General features: G+C 60.6%; 19 protein-coding genes and 1 riboswitch. Of the genes, 14 read left to right on the top strand and 5 right to left on the bottom strand.

All coding sequences use genetic code 11. From position 1 onward, the window contains the following. Positions 1-111: 111 nt before the first annotated feature. Complete coding sequence (gene cobD / locus ABUK73_RS21840; protein ID WP_353579101.1) at positions 112-1176, bottom strand: threonine-phosphate decarboxylase CobD; 1065 nt, start codon at positions 1174-1176, stop codon at positions 112-114. On the opposite strand from cobD, the gene cbiB reads away from it, so the two are divergent. Next, the gene (cbiB, locus tag ABUK73_RS21835; RefSeq protein ID WP_353579100.1) at positions 1175-2140 is read left to right on the top strand and encodes an adenosylcobinamide-phosphate synthase CbiB; all 966 of its coding nucleotides are present in this window, start codon (positions 1175-1177) and stop codon (positions 2138-2140) included. The two genes, cobD and cbiB, sit on opposite strands and share 2 nt — an antisense overlap. Here the strand turns inward: cbiB and ABUK73_RS21830 are convergent. Together ABUK73_RS21830 and cobO are read right to left on the bottom strand one after the other, a co-directional pair. Then, entirely contained in the window at positions 2127-3584 is a 1458-nt protein-coding gene (locus ABUK73_RS21830; RefSeq protein ID WP_353579099.1) for a cobyric acid synthase, read from the bottom strand. The genes cbiB and ABUK73_RS21830 overlap by 14 nt on opposite strands. Before the next feature lie 3 nt (positions 3585-3587). After that, positions 3588-4205 (bottom strand): cob(I)yrinic acid a,c-diamide adenosyltransferase, encoded by a 618-nt coding sequence (cobO, locus tag ABUK73_RS21825; protein ID WP_353579098.1) that lies wholly within the window; start codon positions 4203-4205, stop codon positions 3588-3590. A 106-nt stretch (positions 4206-4311) separates the two neighbouring features. Further along, positions 4312-4520, top strand: a riboswitch (cobalamin riboswitch). Between the two features lie 115 nt (positions 4521-4635). Between cobO and ABUK73_RS21820 the strand changes: the two genes are divergently transcribed. From ABUK73_RS21820 to ABUK73_RS21790, 7 genes are read left to right on the top strand one after another with little or no spacing between them, the layout of a single operon-like run. After that, positions 4636-5061, top strand: coding sequence for a DUF1636 family protein (locus ABUK73_RS21820; protein ID WP_353579097.1), 426 nt, complete (start codon positions 4636-4638; stop codon positions 5059-5061). Then, positions 5055-6092, top strand: a complete 1038-nt coding sequence (gene cobW, locus ABUK73_RS21815) for a cobalamin biosynthesis protein CobW (protein WP_353579107.1) — start codon at positions 5055-5057, stop codon at positions 6090-6092. Before ABUK73_RS21820 ends, cobW begins: the two co-directional genes overlap by 7 nt. Before the next feature lie 3 nt (positions 6093-6095). Beyond that, the gene (cobN, locus tag ABUK73_RS21810) at positions 6096-9446 is read left to right on the top strand and encodes a cobaltochelatase subunit CobN (RefSeq protein ID WP_353579096.1); all 3351 of its coding nucleotides are present in this window, start codon (positions 6096-6098) and stop codon (positions 9444-9446) included. After that, positions 9443-10807: a precorrin-3B synthase gene (gene cobG, locus ABUK73_RS21805; protein ID WP_353579095.1), complete on the top strand. Its 1365-nt coding sequence runs from the start codon at positions 9443-9445 to the stop codon at positions 10805-10807. Before cobN ends, cobG begins: the two co-directional genes overlap by 4 nt. Continuing rightward, positions 10804-11436 carry a precorrin-8X methylmutase gene (locus tag ABUK73_RS21800; protein ID WP_353579094.1) on the top strand — a complete coding sequence of 211 codons (633 nt, stop codon included), beginning with the start codon at positions 10804-10806 and terminating at the stop codon, positions 11434-11436. Before cobG ends, ABUK73_RS21800 begins: the two co-directional genes overlap by 4 nt. Further along, positions 11433-12215 carry a precorrin-2 C(20)-methyltransferase gene (locus ABUK73_RS21795; RefSeq protein WP_353579093.1) on the top strand — a complete coding sequence of 261 codons (783 nt, stop codon included), beginning with the start codon at positions 11433-11435 and terminating at the stop codon, positions 12213-12215. The genes ABUK73_RS21800 and ABUK73_RS21795 overlap by 4 nt, the downstream gene beginning before the upstream one ends. Next, on the top strand, positions 12212-12973 hold the full coding sequence (locus ABUK73_RS21790) for a precorrin-3B C(17)-methyltransferase (RefSeq protein WP_353579092.1): 762 nt from the start codon (positions 12212-12214) through the stop codon (positions 12971-12973). Before ABUK73_RS21795 ends, ABUK73_RS21790 begins: the two co-directional genes overlap by 4 nt. Here the strand turns inward: ABUK73_RS21790 and ABUK73_RS21785 are convergent. Further along, complete coding sequence (locus ABUK73_RS21785) at positions 12940-13707, bottom strand: cobalt-precorrin-6A reductase (protein WP_353579091.1); 768 nt, start codon at positions 13705-13707, stop codon at positions 12940-12942. The two genes, ABUK73_RS21790 and ABUK73_RS21785, sit on opposite strands and share 34 nt — an antisense overlap. Between ABUK73_RS21785 and cbiE the strand changes: the two genes are divergently transcribed. From cbiE to cobM, 3 genes are read left to right on the top strand one after another with little or no spacing between them, the layout of a single operon-like run. Then, positions 13706-14962, top strand: coding sequence for a precorrin-6y C5,15-methyltransferase (decarboxylating) subunit CbiE (gene cbiE, locus ABUK73_RS21780; protein WP_353579090.1), 1257 nt, complete (start codon positions 13706-13708; stop codon positions 14960-14962). The two genes, ABUK73_RS21785 and cbiE, sit on opposite strands and share 2 nt — an antisense overlap. Continuing rightward, positions 14941-15336, top strand: coding sequence for a cobalamin biosynthesis protein (locus ABUK73_RS21775; protein WP_353579089.1), 396 nt, complete (start codon positions 14941-14943; stop codon positions 15334-15336). The genes cbiE and ABUK73_RS21775 overlap by 22 nt, the downstream gene beginning before the upstream one ends. Continuing rightward, entirely contained in the window at positions 15333-16106 is a 774-nt protein-coding gene (cobM, locus tag ABUK73_RS21770; RefSeq protein WP_353579088.1) for a precorrin-4 C(11)-methyltransferase, read from the top strand. The genes ABUK73_RS21775 and cobM overlap by 4 nt, the downstream gene beginning before the upstream one ends. On the opposite strand, the gene ABUK73_RS21765 is transcribed toward cobM, so the two are convergent. Continuing rightward, complete coding sequence (locus tag ABUK73_RS21765) at positions 16061-17191, bottom strand: cobalt-precorrin-5B (C(1))-methyltransferase (RefSeq protein ID WP_353579087.1); 1131 nt, start codon at positions 17189-17191, stop codon at positions 16061-16063. The genes cobM and ABUK73_RS21765 overlap by 46 nt on opposite strands. Before the next feature lie 323 nt (positions 17192-17514). Here ABUK73_RS21765 and ABUK73_RS21760 point away from each other — a divergent pair, with 323 nt between their 5' ends. The 3 genes from ABUK73_RS21760 to ABUK73_RS21750 all read left to right on the top strand — a co-directional run bounded on the left by ABUK73_RS21760 (position 17515) and on the right by ABUK73_RS21750 (position 20217). Beyond that, positions 17515-18828 carry a cobyrinate a,c-diamide synthase gene (locus ABUK73_RS21760; RefSeq protein WP_353579106.1) on the top strand — a complete coding sequence of 438 codons (1314 nt, stop codon included), beginning with the start codon at positions 17515-17517 and terminating at the stop codon, positions 18826-18828. Positions 18829-18932: 104 nt separating this feature from the next. Further along, the gene (yghU, locus tag ABUK73_RS21755) at positions 18933-19829 is read left to right on the top strand and encodes a glutathione-dependent disulfide-bond oxidoreductase (protein ID WP_353579086.1); all 897 of its coding nucleotides are present in this window, start codon (positions 18933-18935) and stop codon (positions 19827-19829) included. 10 nt (positions 19830-19839) lie between these two features. Continuing rightward, positions 19840-20217 (top strand): hypothetical protein, encoded by a 378-nt coding sequence (locus tag ABUK73_RS21750; protein WP_113087412.1) that lies wholly within the window; start codon positions 19840-19842, stop codon positions 20215-20217. The last annotated feature ends 81 nt before the right edge of the window (positions 20218-20298 follow it).

Below are 20298 nucleotides of genomic sequence, written 5' to 3'. Positions count from 1 at the left end.
GTGAAGGGCGCGCAGTCCCGCACCGACAATAGCTTGATAGCAGCAAACAATCCTCGGGCTTGTCCCGAGGATCTAACCACGTTTGACGTTGGGATTCATTAGATCCTCGGGTCAAGCCCGAGGATGACGGGAGGTCCTAGTGGCCGAGTGGAATTCCACCAAAGCCGCCTCCAGTCTAAACCATTCAGCTTCCACCCCCGGAAGTCCGAAGCGCAGGTCGGCCGGTCTTTCATCGAAACTGCGTGTGAGAATGCCGTTTTCCATGAGATGAGTGAAGACTGTGGGCGCCTGATCATCGCGGACAAGCTTGAAGAGCGATGTTCCCCCAGCAATCGAGAGACCAGCTACGTCCAAAAGTTCAGTCAATCGTTGGGAATCCTCCCTTAGCCGGAGTCGCATTTCATCTCGCCAAACCTGATCCACTAGAGCTTCGGTCGCAATATGCAATGCCGGACCGGAGACGGCCCATGGTCCCAGCCTCGATTCGAGACTTTCTGCGATATCTGGATGCCCAATGGCAAAGCCGAGGCGAATGCCTGCCATGCCGTAAAACTTGCCGAAGGAGCGCAGGACGACGAGGCCATCCGAGGTCGCCGCGTCCGCAACGCTTTCGGCATAGCCCGTCTCGATGAAGGCCTCGTCCACAACAAGCAGCCCGCCTTTTTGGTGCATGGTGTTAGCTAGGGCCAGCACTTCTGGGCGCTCCCACACGCGTCCATCGGGGTTGTTGGGGTTGATGATGACGGCATAATCGAAGGCGCTCAAGGCCTTGATATCAGATACCTCGGTGACGGAAAGCCCTGCCATGCGGGCGGTGCGGGCGTGTTCTGCATAGGCGGGGGAGAGAACGCCGCAGCTTTTGGCACCTCTCCTGACAGCGATCTGCGCAAGCAGCGGCATCAGCATCTGTGTTCCCGGTGCCGCCGCGATATGCGCCGCCGAAGGTGCGCCGAACGCCGTTGCGGCTATCTCTTTTAGCCTTTCCACGGCGCTTGGCTCAGGCAGGCGGGCAAAGGCGCTGGCAGGAATGGACGAATGCGGGTAGGAGTGCGGGTTGATCCCGGTGGAAAGATCGATCCACGGTTCGGGCGCTTTGGGAAAAAGCAGACGCGCCCGACCCAGATTGCCACCATGGCGGATCGCTGGCTGCGCTTTTTCTGGTACCCTTTCGCCCATGTTCTTCGCTCTCGCTTTTCTGTCCCTGCTGATCGAACGCCTTGTCGGCTATCCCGACTGGCTGTTCAAGCGCATCGGCCACCCCGTGACCTGGATCGGTTCGCTTATCGCCCTCCTCGACAGAAAATGGAACTGGGAGAGTGATTCATTTTCACGCCGCAAGGTGATGGGTGTGGCGGCTCTGGCCGTCTTCCTCGGTTTGACGGTGTTAATCGCCGGGCTTTTGCAGGCCGGGCTCCTCCTGCTTCCCCTCGGCTTTCTGATCGTTGCAGTTCTCGGAGCATCGCTTCCCGCGCAGAAAAGTCTGGAACAGCATGTCGAGGCGGTAGCCATTGCGCTAGAGCGCGATGGGATCGAGGGTGGGCGAAAGGCGGTGTCGATGATCGTCGGGCGTGACCCGGAAAAGCTCGACGAGGCAGCAGTGTGCCGGGCGGCGATTGAGAGCCTAGCGGAGAATTTTTCTGATGGCATCGTCGCGCCTTCGCTATGGCTCGGGCTTCTCGGCCTTGCCGGCGGTGCGGGCTACAAGGCCATCAATACGGCTGACAGTATGATTGGCCATCGCTCGCCCCGCCACGAGGCGTTTGGATGGGCATCCGCGCGGCTGGATGATCTGGTCAACCTACCCGCTTCCCGTCTCACCGGATTTCTTTTCATTCTGGCGGCTTGTTTTGTGAAAGGGGCCTCGCCCCGAAACGGAATGCGCGCCGTGTTTCGCGATGCGCGCCACCACCGCTCGCCCAATGCCGGATGGCCGGAAGCGGCGATGGCGGGTGCACTGGGTTTTGCGCTGGCCGGACCACGCTCTTATGGCGGGCAGATGATCGAGGCGCGCTTCATGGGCGAAGGCGGGCGGCGGGATTTGACGGCTGCTGATATTCGCAGGGCGCTGAAGCTTGCCCGTATTGCCGACGCATTGCTGATCGGCTTTTTGGGAGCCTTAGCACTCCTTATCGCGCTATAGCCAGCAGCGCATCGAGATCAAGATGCCGTTCCATGTGATCGGCCAGGCCGTCCAGCACGGCATCGACCTGCTCCTCGTAATTGAGCGCGGAGCGCTCGGCTCCTAGACGCTGAAGCCATGCGCTGCGCTGGTTATCATCTGCGAAAAGACCATGGATATAAGTGCCGAAAGCGCGACCGTCCGGGGAGACAGCTCCGTCTGTATGATTGCCGATGGTCGAAAACGGTCTGATATCGTCGGGCCCCTTTGTCACACCGACGTGCATTTCGTAGCCGGTGAAGGATACGCCGTCGAAACTGCGACCTGTCACCGACACAAGCTTCTTATCGCCGGTCAGCACGGTATCGACGTCAAGCACACCTAGCCCCTGCACGGTCACCGGCGCGCCTTCTATCCCATCAGGGTCGGCAACACTATTGCCCAGCATCTGGTAACCGCCGCATAGACCAAGCACAGAACCGCCGCGCCGAAGATGCGCCTTGATATCCACATACAGACCTGCATTTTTCAAAGTGGTGAGATCGGCAATCGTGGATTTGGAACCGCAGAGCAGCACCAGCGTGCAATCTGCCGGAATGACATCTCCTTGGCGCACCCGTATCAACTCGACATCCGGTTCCGCCTCCAAGGGGTCTAGATCATCGAAATTGGAGATATGCGGCAGGATGGGGACCGCAATGCGGATTTTCGCACCCGGTTTCCTCTGTCCCGGTGCCGATAGCCCCAGTGCATCTTCGGCGGGCAAGCGGCTGGCATCGGCAAAATGCGGCAGCAAGCCGATCTGGTTCCAGCCGGTCTTGTCTGCGATGATCCGCATCCCCTCATCGAACAGGCTCGGATCGCCCCTGAAGCGGTTGACGATGAAACCTTCGATCATCGCCGCATCATCTGCATCCAGAACCGTCTTAGTGCCGACGAGGCTGGCAATGACGCCGCCCCGGTCGATATCGCCGATGAGGATGACGGGTGCATCGGCTGCACGGGCAAAGCCCATATTGGCAATGTCATTGGCGCGGAGATTGACTTCGGATGCACTGCCCGCGCCTTCCACCAGCACCAGATCTGCCTTGGTTTTGAGATGCTCGAAACTTTCCAGCACGCGCGGCATCAGCCCGGCTTTCATGTGTTGGTAATCCGCAGCCTTGGCGTTGCCGATGACCTTGCCTTGCACAACCACCTGTGCGCCGGTCTCGCTCTGGGGTTTGAGCAGCACGGGGTTCATGTGTACGGATAGGGGCACTCCTGCAGCGCGCGCCTGCAAGGCCTGCGCCCGGCCGATCTCTCCGCCATCGGCGGTCACGGCGGCATTGTTGGACATGTTTTGCGGTTTGAAGGGCATGACGGACAGCCCGCGCCGGGTAAAGGCACGCGCCAGCCCCGCCACCATCAGCGATTTGCCGACATCGGAGCCGGTCCCCTGAAACATCAAAACGCGTGCTGTCATGAATTAGAACTCTATGCCGGACTGCGCTTTGACGCCTGCCTTGAAGTGGTGTTTCACCAGCGTCATCTCCGTCACCATATCGGCGGCATCGATCAGCGGCTGCTTGGCGTTGCGGCCTGTGACGATGACGTGCAGGCCGGGGCGACGGTTCTGCAGGGTCTCCACCACCTCCTCCAGCGGCAGATAGTCATAGCGCAGCGCGATGTTGAGCTCATCCAGTACCACAAGGCCGATGGTTTCATCGGCCATCAGCGTCTTTGCCTCTTCCCAGGCTTTGGTGGCAGCAGCGACGTCGCGTTTGAGATCCTGAGTGTCCCACGTGAAACCTTCACCCATGGTGCGCCATTCGACACGGTCGCCGAACAGTGCCAGAGCGCCCTGCTCGCCGGTGGACCATGCGCCCTTGATGAACTGCACGATGCCGACGCGCCTGCCGGTGCCCAGCATGCGTAGGGCCAGACCAAAAGCGGCGGTGGACTTGCCCTTGCCGGGGCCGGTGTTGATCATCAGCAGACCTTTTTCGATGGTCTTTTCCGAGACTTCAGCATCCTGCACGGCCTTGCGGTTGACCATTTTGGCGCGGTGACGTTCGGCTTCGCTGTCGCTGATGTCGCGGGTCATGGCGGCTGGTCCTTCCGGGTCTCATGCTTTTTCAAAGCGGCGACTATAACCAAAACGCGTGCCGCGGCAATGATGCGCGGCATTGACACAAAAGCATCGCAGGGCATAAGGGTTAAGGACTGACGGTCTTTTTCCGGCAACGGGAAAAGCTAAGAGGGAACACGGTGCATTTCGCTTGAGCGGACAAATCCGTGGCTGCCCCCGCAACTGTAAGCGGTGAGCCCGCGCTGAACGCCACTGGATGACAATCCGGGAAGGCAGCGCAAGGGTGTCGAAGCCGCAAGCCAGGAGACCTGCCGTTTCAGGAAAAACGTCTGCCGGGCGGGGTGCTCCGGTCAGCCGGTTGTTCGAACGATGGTTGTGCGTGTCCCGCATTCCGTTTTCGATATCCGCACCCCTGAGACATTTTGAAGGCGCGGAAAGCAGACCCTTGGATATTACAGCGACATCGACCAGCCAGACCGAAAAGACGGACCGTGACACCGCACCCGGCGTCGTGGTCTTCGTCTGCCGCAGCTGCCGGTCCGAAGCCGAACCGAATGCAGACCCCCGCCCCGGCGCGCTTCTGACGGAGGCTGCCTTAGCGCTTGGAGCGAGTGAAGGCGTGACCGTTCGCAGCGTCAATTGCCTTGCCAATTGCAAGCGTGGCCTCAGCGCCGCCATGCGCAGCGCCGACGGCTGGTCCTATATGTTCGGCGGACTGACCGAAGATGATGCCGCAGACCTGATGACTGGCGCGCGCTTATTGGCCGAAGCACCGGATGGGTTGATGCCCTGGCGCGGACGCCCCGATAGTTTGAAGCGTGGCCTTGTGTCGCGCATTCCCCCTTTGCATTTCACCGAGGAGACATCATGACAACGCTCGATCGCGTTCCCTGCACCATCATCACCGGCTTTCTGGGCGCGGGAAAAACCACGCTTTTGCGCGGCCTTCTGGAAAAGCTCGAGGGCAAGCGGCTGGCGATTATCGTCAACGAGTTCGGCGATGTCGGCATCGACGGCGAAATTCTGAAGGGCTGCGGCATCGAAAGCTGCCCGGAGGAAAACATCGTTGAACTGGCCAATGGCTGCATCTGCTGCACCGTGGCCGATGATTTCCAACCCGCCATCGAACAGATTCTGAGCCGTCAGCCGCGCGTCGAGCATATTCTGATCGAAACGTCGGGGCTTGCTCTGCCAAAGCCACTCGTGCAGGCCTTCCAGTGGCCCGCGATCAAAAGCCGGGTGACGGTGGATGCCGTGGTCGCCGTGGCCGATGGCGCAGCCCTTGCCGAAGGTATGGTCTCGCATGATCTGGAGGCGCTTGCCGCCCAGCGCCAGAATGACGAAGCACTTGACCATGACGATCCGGTCGAAGAAGTCTTCGAGGACCAGATTGCCTGCGCCGACCTCATCGTTCTGACCAAGGGTGATCTACTGGATGCCGAAGGTCTGGAGCGCGCCAAGGCGCATATCAATGCGCATCTGCCGAAGGCTGCGAAGATCGTCGTTGCGTCCAATGGTGCCGTCGATCCTGCCGTGCTGATCGGACTTGGCCTTGCGGTGGAAGAGGATATCGAAAACCGCCACACCCATCACGATGAGGAAGAAGACCACGATCACGACGAGTTCGACAGCTTCGTCGTGGAACTGGGTGCCGTGACGGATGCCGATGCACTGGCTGCTCGCATTTCCGAAACGGCGGCCTCTGAAAACGTGCTGCGCATCAAGGGTTTTGTCGAGGTCTCGTCCAAGCCGATGCGGTTGCAGGTGCAGGCGGTTGGCTCACGCGTCAACCATTACTTCGACCGCCCCTGGGCGTCCGGCGAGGTGCGCCGCAGCCGTCTGGTGGTGATCGGCGAAAAGGGTCTCGACCGCGCAAAGATCGAGCGGATGCTGGCGGCCTGATCTATGCACATCCTCGCCACCACATCCTCGTCTCTGGACGACCTGATCGAGCCGGTTGATCTCAACCAGGGTCAGGCGGATGTGGTGGTGCTGTCCTTTTCGGCCAGCGATCTGGGTGGGCTGGAACGTGGATGGCAGCGCAGTACGGATGGGTCGGTCTCGCTCCTCTCCGCCAACCTCTCCGAACTTCGCCATCCCATGTCGTTCGATCTGTGGATCGAAAAGACGGCGGAACATGCCAAGCTGATCCTTATCCGGATTCTCGGCGGCGCCGACCGCTGGCGTTACGGCGTGGACGAATTGTCGAGAATGGCGCGGCGGCGCGGTATCAAGCTGGTGCTTTTGCCGGGGGAATGCAGCGAGCGCGATGAGAAGCTTGAGGCTGCCTCCACAGTCGATCTGCCGACGCAGTTCAAAATCCTGTCTTTCTTCCGGGAAGGCGGGCCTGAGAATATGGACCGGGTTGCAAAAGGACTTGCGGCCTTTGCGCGGGGGGAAGGCTGGCCGGACATGGCAGCAGAGCCCTTGCCAAAAAGCGGATTTTACAAGCCCGATGAAGGCGTCGTTGACCTCAATGCTGCGCTGAATGGCTTTGCAAATGGTGCACCCCTGCTACCAATCCTGTTTTACCGCTCCATGCTGATGGCCGCCGATGTCGCTCCCATCGACGCGCTTTATGCAGCGCTTCGCGAGCGCGGCTTTGCCCCTTTGCCGATCTTCGTCAGCGGTTTGAAAGACAATGAAGCGATCCGGTTTCTGGAAGAGACGCTCGGTCGTTTAAAGCCGGCGGCGATGGTGACGGCAACTGCCTTTGCCAGCCAGTCGGATGAGGACGGCAAGAGCCTGTTCGACCGGCTGGGCGTGGCAACCTTTCAGGTCATCATGGCCACCACCCGCCGCGATGGCTGGGCGGACAATATGCGTGGCCTCAACCCTTCCGATCTTGCCATGCATGTGGTGTTGCCAGAGCTGGATGGCCGTCTTCTGGCCGGAGCGATTTCCTTTAAGGCACCAGACCCGGAGGGTGGGCGTGGCCTCGTTCATCAGGCTGAGCCGGATCGTGTCGAGCAGGTTGCGAACCGCATTTCCGCTTTTCTTCGTTTGAAGAATGCCGCTCCGTCTGAGCGGAATGTCGTCATTCTCATGCCGGATTATCCGGGCGCAGCCCCGGGACGGACAGGTTATGCCGTTGGTCTGGACGTGCCGCAAAGCGTGCTGGAAATGCTGCACGACTTGCGCGATGCGGGTTACGTTGTAGGTGATATTCCGGAGACGGCGCGGGCGCTGCTCGACCGCGTTGAAGAAGACACTGCCAGTTTCCGCCTAGCCGATTATTCAGCCTTCCGCAGTGACCTGCCACAATATGCCGATCTGGCCTTGGATGAGACATGGGGCGATGCGGACGATGACGATGCCGTTACCGATGGCATGTTCCACTTCCGCGCCGCTCGATTCGGTTCCGTAACGGTGGCACTTGCGCCGGATCGTGGCCGCAATGAAGATCGGCGGGTGGATTATCACGACCCGGCCCTGCCGCCACGGCATGCGCTGGTCGCCTTCGGGGCTTGGATGCAAAAAAGCGTTCATGCACATGCCATCATCCATGTCGGCGCTCATGGCACGCTTGAATGGCTGCCCGGCAAGACGGTGGCGCTGTCTCAGGCCTGCTTCCCAGAAATCGTGACCGGCCCGCTGCCGGTGATCTATCCCTTTATCGTGTCCAATCCGGGCGAAGCTGCTGTTGCGAAGCGGCGCATCGCTGCCGTCACCATCGGGCATATTCCACCTGTCTTGGTCGATGCCGGGCTGTCGCCGGAGCAGATGGCGCTGGAACAGCTGGTCGATGAATATGCGCAGGCCGATGGCCTGGATCGCCGCCGCCGTGACCGGCTGGCAAAACTGATTGTCGAGAAGGCGCAGGAAACCGGGCTTGCCGGCGATGCTGGTGTCGGTACGCAGGATGATGCCGACACGGCTTTGGCGCGGATCGATGCCTTTCTCTGCGATCTCAAGGATTTCGCCATCAAAGACGGCCAGCATGTGTTTGGTCGCTGCGCGGACGATGAGCCGGATTCGCTGCGAGAGCAAAGCGCGGTAGCGGAAAAGACAGCGCTCCTCGCAGCGCTTGACGGGCGGCATATCACACCGGGACCAGCGGGCGCTCCGGCACGTGGCCGACAGGATGTACTGCCGACGGGCCGCAATCTCTATGCCGCAGACCCACGCACCATGCCGACGCCGACTGCCTTCGAGCTTGGCCGCATGGCGAGCGAAGAAGTCCTGCGGCACTATTTGCAGAGCCATGGTGATTGGCCGAAACATCTGGTCTTCGATCTCTGGGGGTCTGCCTCGCTGCGCAATGGCGGCGAGGATGTAGGCCAAGCTCTGCACCTGATGGGTGCAAGACCGATTTACGATCAGGCGACTGGCCGCGTCACCGGCATCGAAGTGCTGCCGCCCGCCGCCCTGGGACGGCCCCGGGTTGATGTGACGTTCCGTATTTCCGGCCTGTTCCGCGATATGTTCCCGGCTCTGATTGCCCTGCTCGATGCCGCCGCGAAGGCCATCGCGCGCCGGGAGGAATCTCCGGGTGATAACCCTTTGGGCGAAGAAGCTACGAGCCTCGGCCACATACCGGCGCGTATTTTCGGCTCCGCGCCTGGTACCTATGGTGCCGGTATCGAAGAAAAGTTGGCAAACGGGCGCTGGGAAGAGCGCGAAGAGCTGGGCCAGATCTATCTGGATGCCGCCAGCCATGCTTTCGGCGGCGCTGACGGACTTGGCGTGTTCGCCGATGCAGGCTTTGCAAACCAGTTGGAAAAGGCCGATCTTTTGGTGCACACCGGCGACGATCCGGGTCGCGATCTTCTCGATGGCTCCTCCGATGTCGCCTTCATCGGCGGCTTTGCGGCGGCCAAGGCGGCTCTCGGTCAATCGGCTGATGTAGTGGCGCTGGATACGACCGATCCAGCCCGTCCTCGTGCGCGCTCCATCGCGCAGGCCATCACCCGTGTCGTGCGCGCCCGCGCCATCAATCCGCGCTTCATTGCCGGGCAGATGCGGCACGGGCCACGCGGTGCGGCGGAATTTGCCGAAACGGTGGACCGGCTGATCGGTTTTGCCGAAACGACGCATGCGGTGTCATCGTCTTTGATCGAGGCGCTCTATGATGCCTATTTCGGCAATGAAGAGGTCCGTGATTTCATTCTGCGGGAAAATCCGCAGGCCGCAGAGGTGATGGCGCAACGCTTTCTCTCCGCCCGCCGCCGCGGCCTCTGGCACAGCCGCCGCAATGCTGTCGATGCCGAGCTGGAAATGCTGATTGCGCCAAAGACGGTGAGGGCGAGCGCATGAACGCTACCAGCCGTGTGGATATCAAGCCTTTTACCCGTCGCGGCACCTGCCCTGCCCTGTCTGCCCCGATGCAGACGGGCGACGGACTTTTGTCGCGCATTGCCTTTACGGATGCTATTTCTCCCAACGATCTTGCGGCGCTATGTGCCCTCGCCGTCCAGAACGGTAACGGGCTGATCGACATAACCGCGCGTGGCGGTTTGCAATTTCGTGGTCTGACGGCTGAAAGTGCCGTGGCGCTTGAACACGATGTTCTGGCTCTTGGTCTGCCGCTGAGGCAGGGTTTGGCGGTGGAAACTTCGCCTCTGGCAGGCATGGATGACACGGCCATTGCCGATCCGCGCGATATCGTCAGGCGGATAGAGGAGCGTAGCGATGCGCTTCACCTGTCCGAAAGGCTGGCTGCGAAAATGTCTGTCATCATCGATGGCGGCGGGCATGTGAGCATGGCTGATCTGCTGGCAGATATCAGGCTAAAGGCCGTTCGCGCCCATGATGGCGTGCTGTGGCAGCTTGTGCTGGGTGGCGCGGAAGCCAAGGCATTGCAGGCCGGTTTCCTGCGAACCGAACATGCAGCCGACGCGGTCATCGATCTGCTGACGTATCTCGCCGATCGGGGTTTGGACGCGCGTGGTCGTGACTTGGATATTGAAACGGTGCGGGCCGTATGTGCGGGCAGATTGCTCGGAAGTGTTTCTGGGCAAAATATTGCCGCCGATAAAGAAGTGCACCATTACGGTCTGATGCGCCTCTCGCAGAACCTCTTCGCCGCTGCCCTTGCGCCAGCTTATGGACAAATCCCGGCAGAGGCGCTGTCTTCGCTTTGCACTGTGGCTTCGACGCTTGGCATCAACATTGTCAGGCCCGGTCCAGCCCACGCCCTCTATTGTCTCGGAAACGAAGAGGCATGCCAAAGGCTTCTCGTCCAGGCGCACGAAGCAGGCTTCGTCACGAATGCGCATGATCCACGTTCCGGCATTGCCGTGTGTGCTGGTGAACCGGCTTGCGCCTCCGCCTTCATCGCCACAAGAGAGCTGGCCGAACACGCGGCGACGGACTGTGCGGCTCTGCTGGATGGCTCGATCACGCTGCATCTTTCCGGCTGCGGCAAGGGGTGTGCTCATCCCACGGCGGCACCGCTTGCCATCTCCGGCTCTTCCGAGGGGCTGGCGTTTCGCTATTCGGGCCGTGTTTCGGATGCGCCAGACGTGATTTTGCCCGTCACTGAACAGAAGGCCGCACTTTCGCGACTTGCCCGTTTGTATGAAAAAGAACATAAGCCCGGAGAAAATGCCCGCGCGCTGCTTGCCCGTCTTGGCAGGCAAAAGATCGTCGCGGCGCTCCGACAGGATGATCGATGATTGAATACGACTATATTCGCGATGGAAACGCGATTTACGAGCGCTCCTTTGCGATGGTGCGGGAAGAGGCTGATCTGTCCGCCTTCACGCCTGATCAGGCTGAAATTGCCATCCGCATGATCCACGCTTGCGGGCAGGTGGAAGCAGCACAGCATTTTCGCTTTTCTCCCGATTTCGTGGCAGCTGCGCGCGGTGCGCTGGAAGCGGGCAAGCCCATTCTCTGCGACGCAGAAATGGTGGCGCATGGCGTGACGCGTGCACGCCTTCCCGCCCGCAATGAGGTAATTTGCACCTTGCGCAGCCCCCAAACACCGGAACTGGCAAAGGCCATCGGCAATACCCGTTCCGCTGCCGCCCTCGATCTCTGGGGCGAAAAGCTGGATGGCGCGGTGGTGGCCATCGGCAATGCGCCGACCGCGCTGTTTTATCTTCTTGAAATGCTGGAGCGCGGCGCACCCCGCCCCGCCGCCATCATCGGCATGCCGGTTGGTTTCGTCGGTGCGATGGAATCGAAGGATGCGCTGGAGGAAAGTCCACTGCGCATTCCCTATGCCATCGTCAAGGGCCGCCTCGGCGGCTCGGCCATGACGGCAGCGGCGGTCAACGCGGTCGCGAGGCCCGGCCTATGAGCGCGGCACTTTTCGATCCCGCGCCGCAGACGGCGCTGAAGGGCAAGCTAACGGGTGTCGGCACCGGGCCGGGTGATCCCGAGCTTTTGACGCTGAAGGCGGTGCGCGCCATCGAAAATGCCGACGTTGTCGCCTTCTTTTGCAAGAAGGGCAGCAAGGGCAACGGGCGCGGTATCGTTGAAAGCTTCATTCGCCCCGGCACGCTGGAAATGCCGCTGGTCTATCCGGTAACGGTGGAAAGCGACAAGAACGGTGATGATTATCGCGGAGCCATTGCTGGTTTTTTCGATCAGTCTGCGAAGGATATCGCGGTTCATCTCGATGCCGGGCGCAACGTTGCTGTTCTCTCCGAAGGCGATCCACTGTTTTACGGCTCCTATATGCACCTGCATTTGCGGCTTGCTCCATCTTATCCGGCAGAGGTCGTGGCGGGCATTACCGCCATGTCCGGTTGCTGGTCCATGGCCGGGCTGCCGCTGGTTCAAGGCGATGATATCTTGAGCGTTTTACCGGGCACTCTGGGCGAAGAGACATTGGCGGAACGGCTTTCCGGTACCGATGGTGCTGTCATCATGAAGGTCGGTCGCAACCTGCCGAAAATCCGCCGGGCGCTGGAAAGAGCGGGCAAATTGCAAAGCGCGCTTTATGTCGAACGCGGTACGATGGAAAACGGCCATGCCATGCGTCTGGTGGAGCATGATGGCTCGCCTGCCCCGTATTTCTCGCTGGTTCTGGTTCCGGGCTGGAAAGATCGGCCTGCAGGTGGAGAGCCGGTATGAGCGGTCGTCTCACCGTCGTCGGGCTCGGCCCGGGCAATGAGGGCCAGATCACGCCGGAAGCGCTGGAAGCAGTGCGTGAGGCGGAAGACTTCTTCGGCTATATTCCCTATCTCGAACGGCTTTCGCTGGCACCGCACCAACGCCGTCATGCCTCCGATAATCGTGAGGAACTCTCCCGCGCAGAGGCTGCGCTGACGATAGCAGCGGCTGGCGGCAAGGTCTGTGTCGTCTCCGGCGGCGATCCCGGTGTTTTCGCCATGGCAGCGGCGGTTTGCGAGGCTATCGAAAACGGCCCTGCCGAATGGCGGGAGATCGATTTGTCCGTAGTTCCTGGCGTCACGGCGATGCTTGCGGTTGCTGCGAAAGCGGGAGCACCGCTGGGGCATGATTTCTGCGCGATTTCTCTATCGGATAACCTCAAGCCCTGGTCGCTGATCGAAAAACGGCTGATTACGGCGGCTGAGGCCGGATTCGTGATGGCCTTCTACAACCCCGTCAGCAAGGCGCGCCCGCATCAATTGGCAACGGCGTTTGATGTGCTTCGCGCCCATCTGCCGGGCACCGTCCCCGTCATTTTCGGGCGTGCTGCCGGGCGGGCGGATGAGCGTATGCGGGTGGTGCCGCTGTCTGAAGCGGCAAGCGATATGGCGGACATGGCCACCTGCATCATTGTCGGTTCGGTGGAAACGCGGCTGATCAAACGCGATGGGCATCCACCCATCGTCTATTCGCCCCGTTCGTCCAAAAGGGAAAGCTGATGGCGAATGGCGGCCAGAGCGGCATCGATGGTCGGTACGGTCGCTGTGCGGGAAATCGCCGGGCGCTCGATCATCAGCACCGTGATGCCCAGCCGTCGCGCCGCCTCGATCTTCGCATAGGCCGCCGTGCCGCCGGAGTTTTTGGAAACGATGAAGGCGACACGGTTATCGCGCAGCAAGGTCATTTCGTCGTCGAGAGCAAAGGGGCCGCGCGCAGTGATGTAGTGCGCATGTGGTACGTCGAGCGGTGGCTCGACCGGATCGACGCTGCGAATGAGATAATGGTGCTGCGGTGCTGCCTCGAAGGGCAGCAGTTCCTGACGACCGAGCGCGAGGAAGGCGTTTGTGCTTTCCGCGCCGAGAGCAGCCAAAGCACTCTCGACATCGGCCACGCTCTGCCAGTCATCACCGGGCTGTTTTTCCCACGCCGGGCGCTCCAGCGTGACAAGAGGAATATTGGCCAGCCGTGCGGCCTCGATAGCGTTGGTAGAGATACGCGCCGCATAAGGGTGCGTTGCGTCGACCAGCAGATCGAACTGGTTTTCGGTGATGAACGCCGCCAAGCCACTCGCACCGCCAAAGCCGCCGGTGCGCATCGGCACGGGTTGCGCAACGGGATTCCGGGTGCGGCCAGCCATGGACAGAAGCAACCGGTAGCCGGAGTCTTCAGCCAGTTTTCCGGCCAGAATGCGGGCATCCGCCGTGCCGCCGAGAATGAGAATGGAGCGTGTCATGGCGTCTGAATATGCCGGAATCGATGGCGCATCCAGCAAAAAGCCGGTTGGACACTGGCTTTCCATCGTCGGCATCGGCGAAAATGGCCTCGCCGGTCTGGGCGAGGACGCGCGCCGCGCTGTCGAAAGCGCCGAATTCGTCTTTGGCGGCAAGCGGCATCTGGGGCTGGCAGCGGGTGCCATAAAGGGTGAAGCGCGGCCATGGCCGGTGCCGTTCGATGTTGATATGGCCGATGTTGTGGCGCTGCGTGGTCACAAGGTCTGCGTGCTGGCTTCCGGCGATCCCTTCTTTTACGGTGTGGGCGTTACCCTCCTTCGGCATGTGGCTTTGGGTGAAACCATCTCCTACCCTGCGCCATCGGCCTTCTCGCTGGCGGCCTCGCGGCTTGGCTGGGCCTTGCAGGATGTGGAATGCGTCTCCTTGCATGGCCGCTCCATTGACCTCATCCGTCCGTATCTGCATCCGGGTGCAAAACTCATCGTCCTGACATCGGATGAAAAAGCCCCTGCCCTTTTGGCAGCACTGTTGGCGGAGAACGGGTTCGGGCGTTCGGATTTTATTCTGCTGGAGGCTTTAGGCGGTCCGCGCGAGAATATAAGGCACGGCAAGGCCGGGTCCTTTTCTCATGACGATATCGATCCACTGAATGTCGTGGCAATTGATGTCGTTGCGGATAAAAAGGCGCGCATCCTCCCTTACACCCAAGGTCTGGACGATGCACTGTTCGAGCATGATGGTCAGATGACCAAGCGCGAAATACGCGCTTTCACACTCTCCTCACTGGCCCCTCGTCACGGCGAATTGCTGTGGGATATCGGTGCGGGCTCCGGCTCCATAGGCATCGAGTGGATGCTGGCGCATCCGTCCTTGCGTGCCATCGGTATCGAACAGAATGCGGAGCGGGCAGAACGCGCCATGCGCAATGCCGAAACCTTCGGCGTGCCGGGGCTTGAGATGGTGATTGGGGTCGCACCGGATGCTTTTGAGGGCTTGGCCACGCCTGACGCGATCTTCATCGGCGGCGGCGGCAGTGAAGATGGCGTGCTGGATGGCGCAATCGCGGCGTTGAAACCCGGCGGTCGGCTGGTGGCCAATGCGGTGACTCTGGAGATGGAGGCGATGTTGCTGGCCGCACAGGCGCGGTTGGGCGGTTCGCTGATCCGGCTCGAGGTCGCGCGCGCCTCGCCGGTTGGCTCCATGCAGGGCTGGCGTCCGGCCATGCCGGTCACGCAATGGGCATGGGTCAAGCCGTGATTGTTGCCGGGATTGGATGCCGCAAGGGAACCAGTGCAGAGACGATCATCGCTGCACTCGAAGCGGCGTCGAAAGAACAGGGTGTGGCAATCGATTTCATCGCAACGGCGCCAATCAAGGCGGATGAGCCGGGTTTGCTGGAGGCCGCCACGCGGCTCAATATGGCCTTCGTCGTGGTGGCGCAGCCAGATTTCGAACTGGCTAGCGCTCGCACCATCACGCAATCGGCTGTGAGCCTAGAGCATTCCGGTTCGCCCAGTTTGAGCGAGGCTGCGGCGCTTGCGGCTCTAGGACCGAAATCAAGGCTGATTGCCCCGCGAATGGTGATCGGCGATATGACGGTGGCGCTTGCCACTTTAGGAGACAACGAATGACGGTTCATTTTATCGGTGCCGGTCCGGGTGCGGCAGACCTTATCACCGTGCGCGGGCGCGATCTCATCGCTGCCTGCCCGGTCTGCCTTTATGCGGGCTCGCTGGTGCCGAAGGCGCTGCTGGATTATTGCCCTCCCGGTACCCGCATCGTCGATACGGCAGCGCTTTCGCTCGATGATATCGAGGCTGAATATGCTGCCGCCGCCCGTGAGGGCAAGGATGTGGCGCGGCTGCATTCCGGCGATCTCTCCGTCTGGAGCGCCATGGGCGAGCAAATCCGCCGTCTGGAACGTCTAGGGCTGGATTATACCGTTACCCCCGGAGTTCCCTCATTTGCAGCAGCCGCTGCGACTTTGCGGCGGGAATTGACGGTGCCGGAAGTGGCCCAAAGTCTTGTGCTGACCCGCGTGTCGGGCCGTGCCTCCAAAATGCCGGAGACAGAAACGCTGAAGGCATTCGGCGCGACGGGTGCAACGCTTGCCATCCACCTTGCCATCCATGCCATTGCGAAGGTGGTTGAGGATTTGACGCCGCTTTATGGAGCGGACTGCCCAGTGGCCATCGTCGTGCGAGCCTCATGGCCGGAGGAGCGGATCATCAGAGGCACGCTGGGCGATATCGAAGCCAAACTCGCGGAAGAGCCGGTGGAGCGCACAGCGCTGATTTTCGTCGGCAAGGGCTTGGCGTCAGAAGATTTTCGCGAGAGTGCGCTTTACAGTACGGATTATGTGCGGCGGTTCCGCTCGCCGGATGGAAAAGCCGAGACGTGATGGGATGGCGCAAAGCCATAGCGCCCCTTTAACGCTCCATCCCTATCGAAGACCAGAATTTCCAGCGCCGTTTCAGGCGTGTTGAGCGCATCCGCTGCCGTTTTCCAGGCCTTCTCGGCCACGACGCTGCCCAAGTCTATGCCCGCGCTGCCTGCCATGGTGAAGGCATGGGACACGGTGTTGGCGTGGCGGATGGCGTCTGCCAAAGCCTCATCCCCGCCCGCTTCCGTCGCGAGTTTCGCCAGCGCATCCAGATCCGCCAGGCCACGCTTGGAATGAACGTCGAGCATGCCTTGAGCGAGCTTGGTCATTTTGGCGACACCACCGGCAATGGTAAGTTTCTCAACCGGGTGGGTGCGCAGATATTTCAGCATGCCGCCGATGAAATCGCCCATGTCGATCAGTGCCGTTTCCGACAGGCCATGAAATGCCTGTCCGGCTTTTTCCGAAGCATTGCCGGTGGCACCGAGAATATGGGGCAGCCCCTCGGCGCGTGCCACATCAATTCCGCGCCAGATGGAGTGAATCCAGGCAGAGCAGGAAAAAGGAATGACTATGCCGGTGGTGCCAAGGATCGAAATACCGCCGAGGATGCCTAGTCGGCCATTCAGCGTCCTCTCGGCGATCTTCTCGCCATTTTCAACTGAAATTTCCACTTCGAAATCTGCATTTTCACCCGCGACCTCATGAATGGCCTTTTCGATCATCTTGCGGGGCACGGGGTTGATGGCAGGCTCCCCGACGGCCAGTGGCAGGCCGGGGCGGGTGACGGTGCCAACGCCTTCGCCCGCCTTGAAGGTGATGCCGGTGCCAGGTTTTCCGGGCCGAACCGTGCTCTCCACCAGCGCGCCGTGCGTCACGTCAGGGTCGTCGCCTGCGTCTTTGATGATGCCGGCCTTAGCAAAACCATCGCCTCGATGGCTGGTGGCCAGCGAAAAGCCGACGCGCTTGCCGCTTGGAAGTTCGATCTCGACAGGGTATGGAAACTCACCGGTCAGCAACGCGGTGCAGGCAGCCTTCGTCGCCGCCGTGGCGCAAGCGCCGGTCGTCCAGCCGCGACGCAGATTTTTTCCATCCGTTTCCATCGTGTTTCTATAGCGGTTACGGGTTTGGCCGTCATCGGGAAACAGCAGGCAGTGTGAATGTCGAGATTGCTTATTTTGGGAGAACCGGTCGATCGGATAGTCTTGGACGGCGGCGGGTGTGGCTTACCCCCCTCTGCCCTGCCGGGCATCTCCCCCACAAGGAGGGAGATCGATATGTGGCGCCGTTTCGGCCAATTTGAACGCTTGGAGTTGGCAGAGGAGTGTGCGTCTTGCCGATCTCCCCACCTGTGGGGGAGATGCCCGGCAGGGCAGAGGGGGGTAAGCCACATGTTCTACGCTATAATGTCGAAGGGACTATCCTCATGACGGCGCGGGCGATCATCATCGGCGCGCCGCGCTCCGGGTCGGGCAAGACCAGCGTGACTATTGGGCTGTTGCGTGCGTTTGCGCGACGGGGCGTAAAAGTGCGTGGCATCAAGACCGGGCCTGACTATATCGACCCCGGCTTTCATGCTTTCGCGGCAAAAACGCCGGGGCTCAATCTCGACAGCTGGGCCATGCAGCCGGATTTGCTGCGGCATCTTTTCGCTCAGCAGGCTGAAGATGCGGAACTGGTGTTGATCGAAAGCGCCATGGGCCTGTTCGATGGGATCGTTGTACCGGATAACAGAGCCGGCTCTGCGGCCGATCTGGCGCGGCTGTTCGGTATTCCCGTGCTGCTGGTGCTGGATGTCTCCGGCCAGTCGCAGACAGCAGCCGCCGTCGCCCATGGCTTTGCCCATTACGATCCAGCGGTCAAAATGTCTGCCGTGGTGCTGAACCGTGCGGGCAGCGAGAGGCATCGCACGCTCTGCTCGCAAGCCATCGAGAAGATTGGCCTGCCCGTTGCGGGCTGTGTGATGCGCGATCTCTCACTGGTGCTGCCGGAGCGGCATCTGGGGCTCGTGCAGGCCAGTGAACATCCTGAAATAGACGAACACATCGACAGGCTGGCAGATGCCATGGAGGCGGCTATCGATCTCGATGCGCTTCTGTCCCTGGCGCAACCCGTCACGGTACCGCTTGGCTCTACCGAGGCGGCCATTGCCCCGCCGGGCCAGCGGATCGCGCTGGCTCAGGACGGCGCCTTCACTTTTCTTTATCCGCATCTTGCCCGCCACTGGCGCGAAGCCGGGGCCGAAATCGTGCCCTTTTCGCCGCTGACCGATGAGGCTCCGGACCCGTCATGCGATATCTGCTGGCTGCCCGGCGGGTATCCCGAGCTTTTTGCGGGCCAACTCGCTGCTGCGGCTACCTTCACATCGGGTCTGGCGCGGTTTGCGGAAACGAAACCTGTTCACGGCGAATGCGGGGGCTACATGGTGCTGGGCGCTGCCATCGAGGATGCGGATGGCGTCACCCACGCGATGACGGGGCTGCTGTCGCATGCCACAAGCTTTGCCAAGCGCAAGATGAACCTCGGCTATCGGCAGGCGACGATATCAGCCGATAGTCCCATCGGGCGCGCTGGCGATGTCCTGCGTGGCCATGAGTTCCACTATGCGCGGGTGATCGATCAAGGTCACGACGAGGCCTTTGCGCAGATTGCCGATGGGCAGGGAAAACCGCTCGGAGCATCCGGTGGCAGACGCGGGCAAGTCACGGGCACGTTTTTTCACGCCATCGCCAAAGGTTGAATTTTTCTCATCGATGATGCGGTGGAGGAAATCCCTGGTGATGCCTATATTGCTTTCGAGTGCTGAACGCTGGCGCTTGATCCGTTGAATAAGGACAGATTTTCATGACCGAGAAATCCCCCGAAAATAACTTTCCCGCCGGTTACGAACCAGCCGATGTCTGGGAATGGGAAAAGGGCAATGGTGGTCAGTTCGCCAACATCAATCGCCCGATTGCAGGCGCGACCCATGACAAGGAACTGCCGGTCGGTAAGCATCCGTTGCAGCTCTATTCGCTGGCAACGCCAAACGGCCAGAAGGTCGGCATCATGCTGGAAGAGCTGCTGGCCGCAGGCCATACGGGCGCGGAATATGATGCGTGGCTGATCAAGATCGGCGATGGCGACCAGTTCGGCTCCGATTTCGTCAAGGCCAATCCGAATTCGAAAATTCCGGCATTGGTGGACCATTCCACCCCGGAGCCGACCCGCGTGTTCGAAAGCGGCTCTATCCTGCTTTATCTGGCGGAAAAGTTTGGAGCGTTTCTTCCGAGCGAGCACAAGGCGCGCACGGAAGCCATGAACTGGCTGTTCTGGCAAATGGCGTCCGCACCTTATCTCGGTGGTGGTTTCGGTCATTTTTATGCCTATGCGCCCATTCATATCAAGTACGCGGTCGACCGTTTTGCCATGGAGGCCAAGCGTCAGCTTGACGTGCTGGACCGTCATCTGGCAGAGAACCAGTATCTGGCCGGTTCGGAATACTCGATTGCGGATATTGCCGTCTGGCCATGGTATGGCAATCTGGCGCGCGGCCAGTCCTATGCGAAGGCCGATGTCTTTCTGGATGTGAAGGGCTATAAGCACCTTCAGCGCTGGGCAAACGAGGTTGCAGAGCGCCCTGCGGTCAAACGCGGTCGCATGGTCAACAAGGTCAATGGCGACCCGTCGGAACAGTTACACGAACGTCACGATGCGTCCGACTTCGATACGAAGACACAGGACAAGATCGGCAAAGCATAAGGAACAGACGATGGCAAAGCTGCCTGAAATGACGAAACACCGCGGCTTTCCATCCGGCATGCCGAGCACGGGCATTCAATTCACCATACGCCGCGCCAATCCGCGCGGCGTCACGCCCGTGAAATTCATTCCGCGCCGCGCGCGCGACAATTCGGCGACCCACAAGATCGATGCCGCCTTCATGCACGCGCTCTGGCATCAATTCGGAGCCGAGCCTTTCGAGCGTGGCAATCTCGACGCTGCGCGTCTCAGCCTCTTGTTCGGTCGCGAAGTCCTGCCTGCGGACAAGGATTTCGATCCGCTGTCCTACCAGTCCATGCTCGTCATCGACGAACGTCTGGCCCGGCAGAATTTCCCGGAATCCTTCGAAAACTACTTTGAAATCTGATCTGCGGCAAAGTGGAGCGGGCGCAGAAAGTTTCTGTGCTTCGCCATTTTGAAATGCTATAGAGCACGCCAGTTTCATCTA

The organism is Agrobacterium vacciniicorymbosi (genome assembly GCF_040427045.1).
Taxonomy (GTDB): Bacteria; Pseudomonadota; Alphaproteobacteria; order Rhizobiales; family Rhizobiaceae; genus Agrobacterium.
Note: the sequence above shows the minus strand (reverse complement) of the source record. Positions and strands in the feature narration are given on the sequence as shown.

What these genes read in the sequence shown, in the direction of transcription:
- cbiB (WP_353579100.1), top strand. Translation starts at nt 1,175, where the DNA reads ATGTTCTTCGCTCTCGCTTTTCTGTCCCTGCTGATCGAACGCCTTGTC.
- cobD (WP_353579101.1), bottom strand. Translation starts at nt 1,176, where the DNA reads ATGGGCGAAAGGGTACCAGAAAAAGCGCAGCCAGCGATCCGCCATGGT.
- ABUK73_RS21830 (WP_353579099.1), bottom strand. Translation starts at nt 3,584, where the DNA reads ATGACAGCACGCGTTTTGATGTTTCAGGGGACCGGCTCCGATGTCGGC.
- cobO (WP_353579098.1), bottom strand. Translation starts at nt 4,205, where the DNA reads ATGACCCGCGACATCAGCGACAGCGAAGCCGAACGTCACCGCGCCAAA.
- cobN (WP_353579096.1), top strand. Translation starts at nt 6,096, where the DNA reads ATGCACATCCTCGCCACCACATCCTCGTCTCTGGACGACCTGATCGAG.
- cobG (WP_353579095.1), top strand. Translation starts at nt 9,443, where the DNA reads ATGAACGCTACCAGCCGTGTGGATATCAAGCCTTTTACCCGTCGCGGC.
- ABUK73_RS21800 (WP_353579094.1), top strand. Translation starts at nt 10,804, where the DNA reads ATGATTGAATACGACTATATTCGCGATGGAAACGCGATTTACGAGCGC.
- ABUK73_RS21795 (WP_353579093.1), top strand. Translation starts at nt 11,433, where the DNA reads ATGAGCGCGGCACTTTTCGATCCCGCGCCGCAGACGGCGCTGAAGGGC.
- ABUK73_RS21790 (WP_353579092.1), top strand. Translation starts at nt 12,212, where the DNA reads ATGAGCGGTCGTCTCACCGTCGTCGGGCTCGGCCCGGGCAATGAGGGC.
- cbiE (WP_353579090.1), top strand. Translation starts at nt 13,706, where the DNA reads ATGGCGTCTGAATATGCCGGAATCGATGGCGCATCCAGCAAAAAGCCG.
- ABUK73_RS21785 (WP_353579091.1), bottom strand. Translation starts at nt 13,707, where the DNA reads ATGACACGCTCCATTCTCATTCTCGGCGGCACGGCGGATGCCCGCATT.
- ABUK73_RS21775 (WP_353579089.1), top strand. Translation starts at nt 14,941, where the DNA reads ATGGGCATGGGTCAAGCCGTGATTGTTGCCGGGATTGGATGCCGCAAG.
- cobM (WP_353579088.1), top strand. Translation starts at nt 15,333, where the DNA reads ATGACGGTTCATTTTATCGGTGCCGGTCCGGGTGCGGCAGACCTTATC.
- ABUK73_RS21765 (WP_353579087.1), bottom strand. Translation starts at nt 17,191, where the DNA reads ATGGAAACGGATGGAAAAAATCTGCGTCGCGGCTGGACGACCGGCGCT.
- ABUK73_RS21760 (WP_353579106.1), top strand. Translation starts at nt 17,515, where the DNA reads ATGACGGCGCGGGCGATCATCATCGGCGCGCCGCGCTCCGGGTCGGGC.
- yghU (WP_353579086.1), top strand. Translation starts at nt 18,933, where the DNA reads ATGACCGAGAAATCCCCCGAAAATAACTTTCCCGCCGGTTACGAACCA.
- ABUK73_RS21750 (WP_113087412.1), top strand. Translation starts at nt 19,840, where the DNA reads ATGGCAAAGCTGCCTGAAATGACGAAACACCGCGGCTTTCCATCCGGC.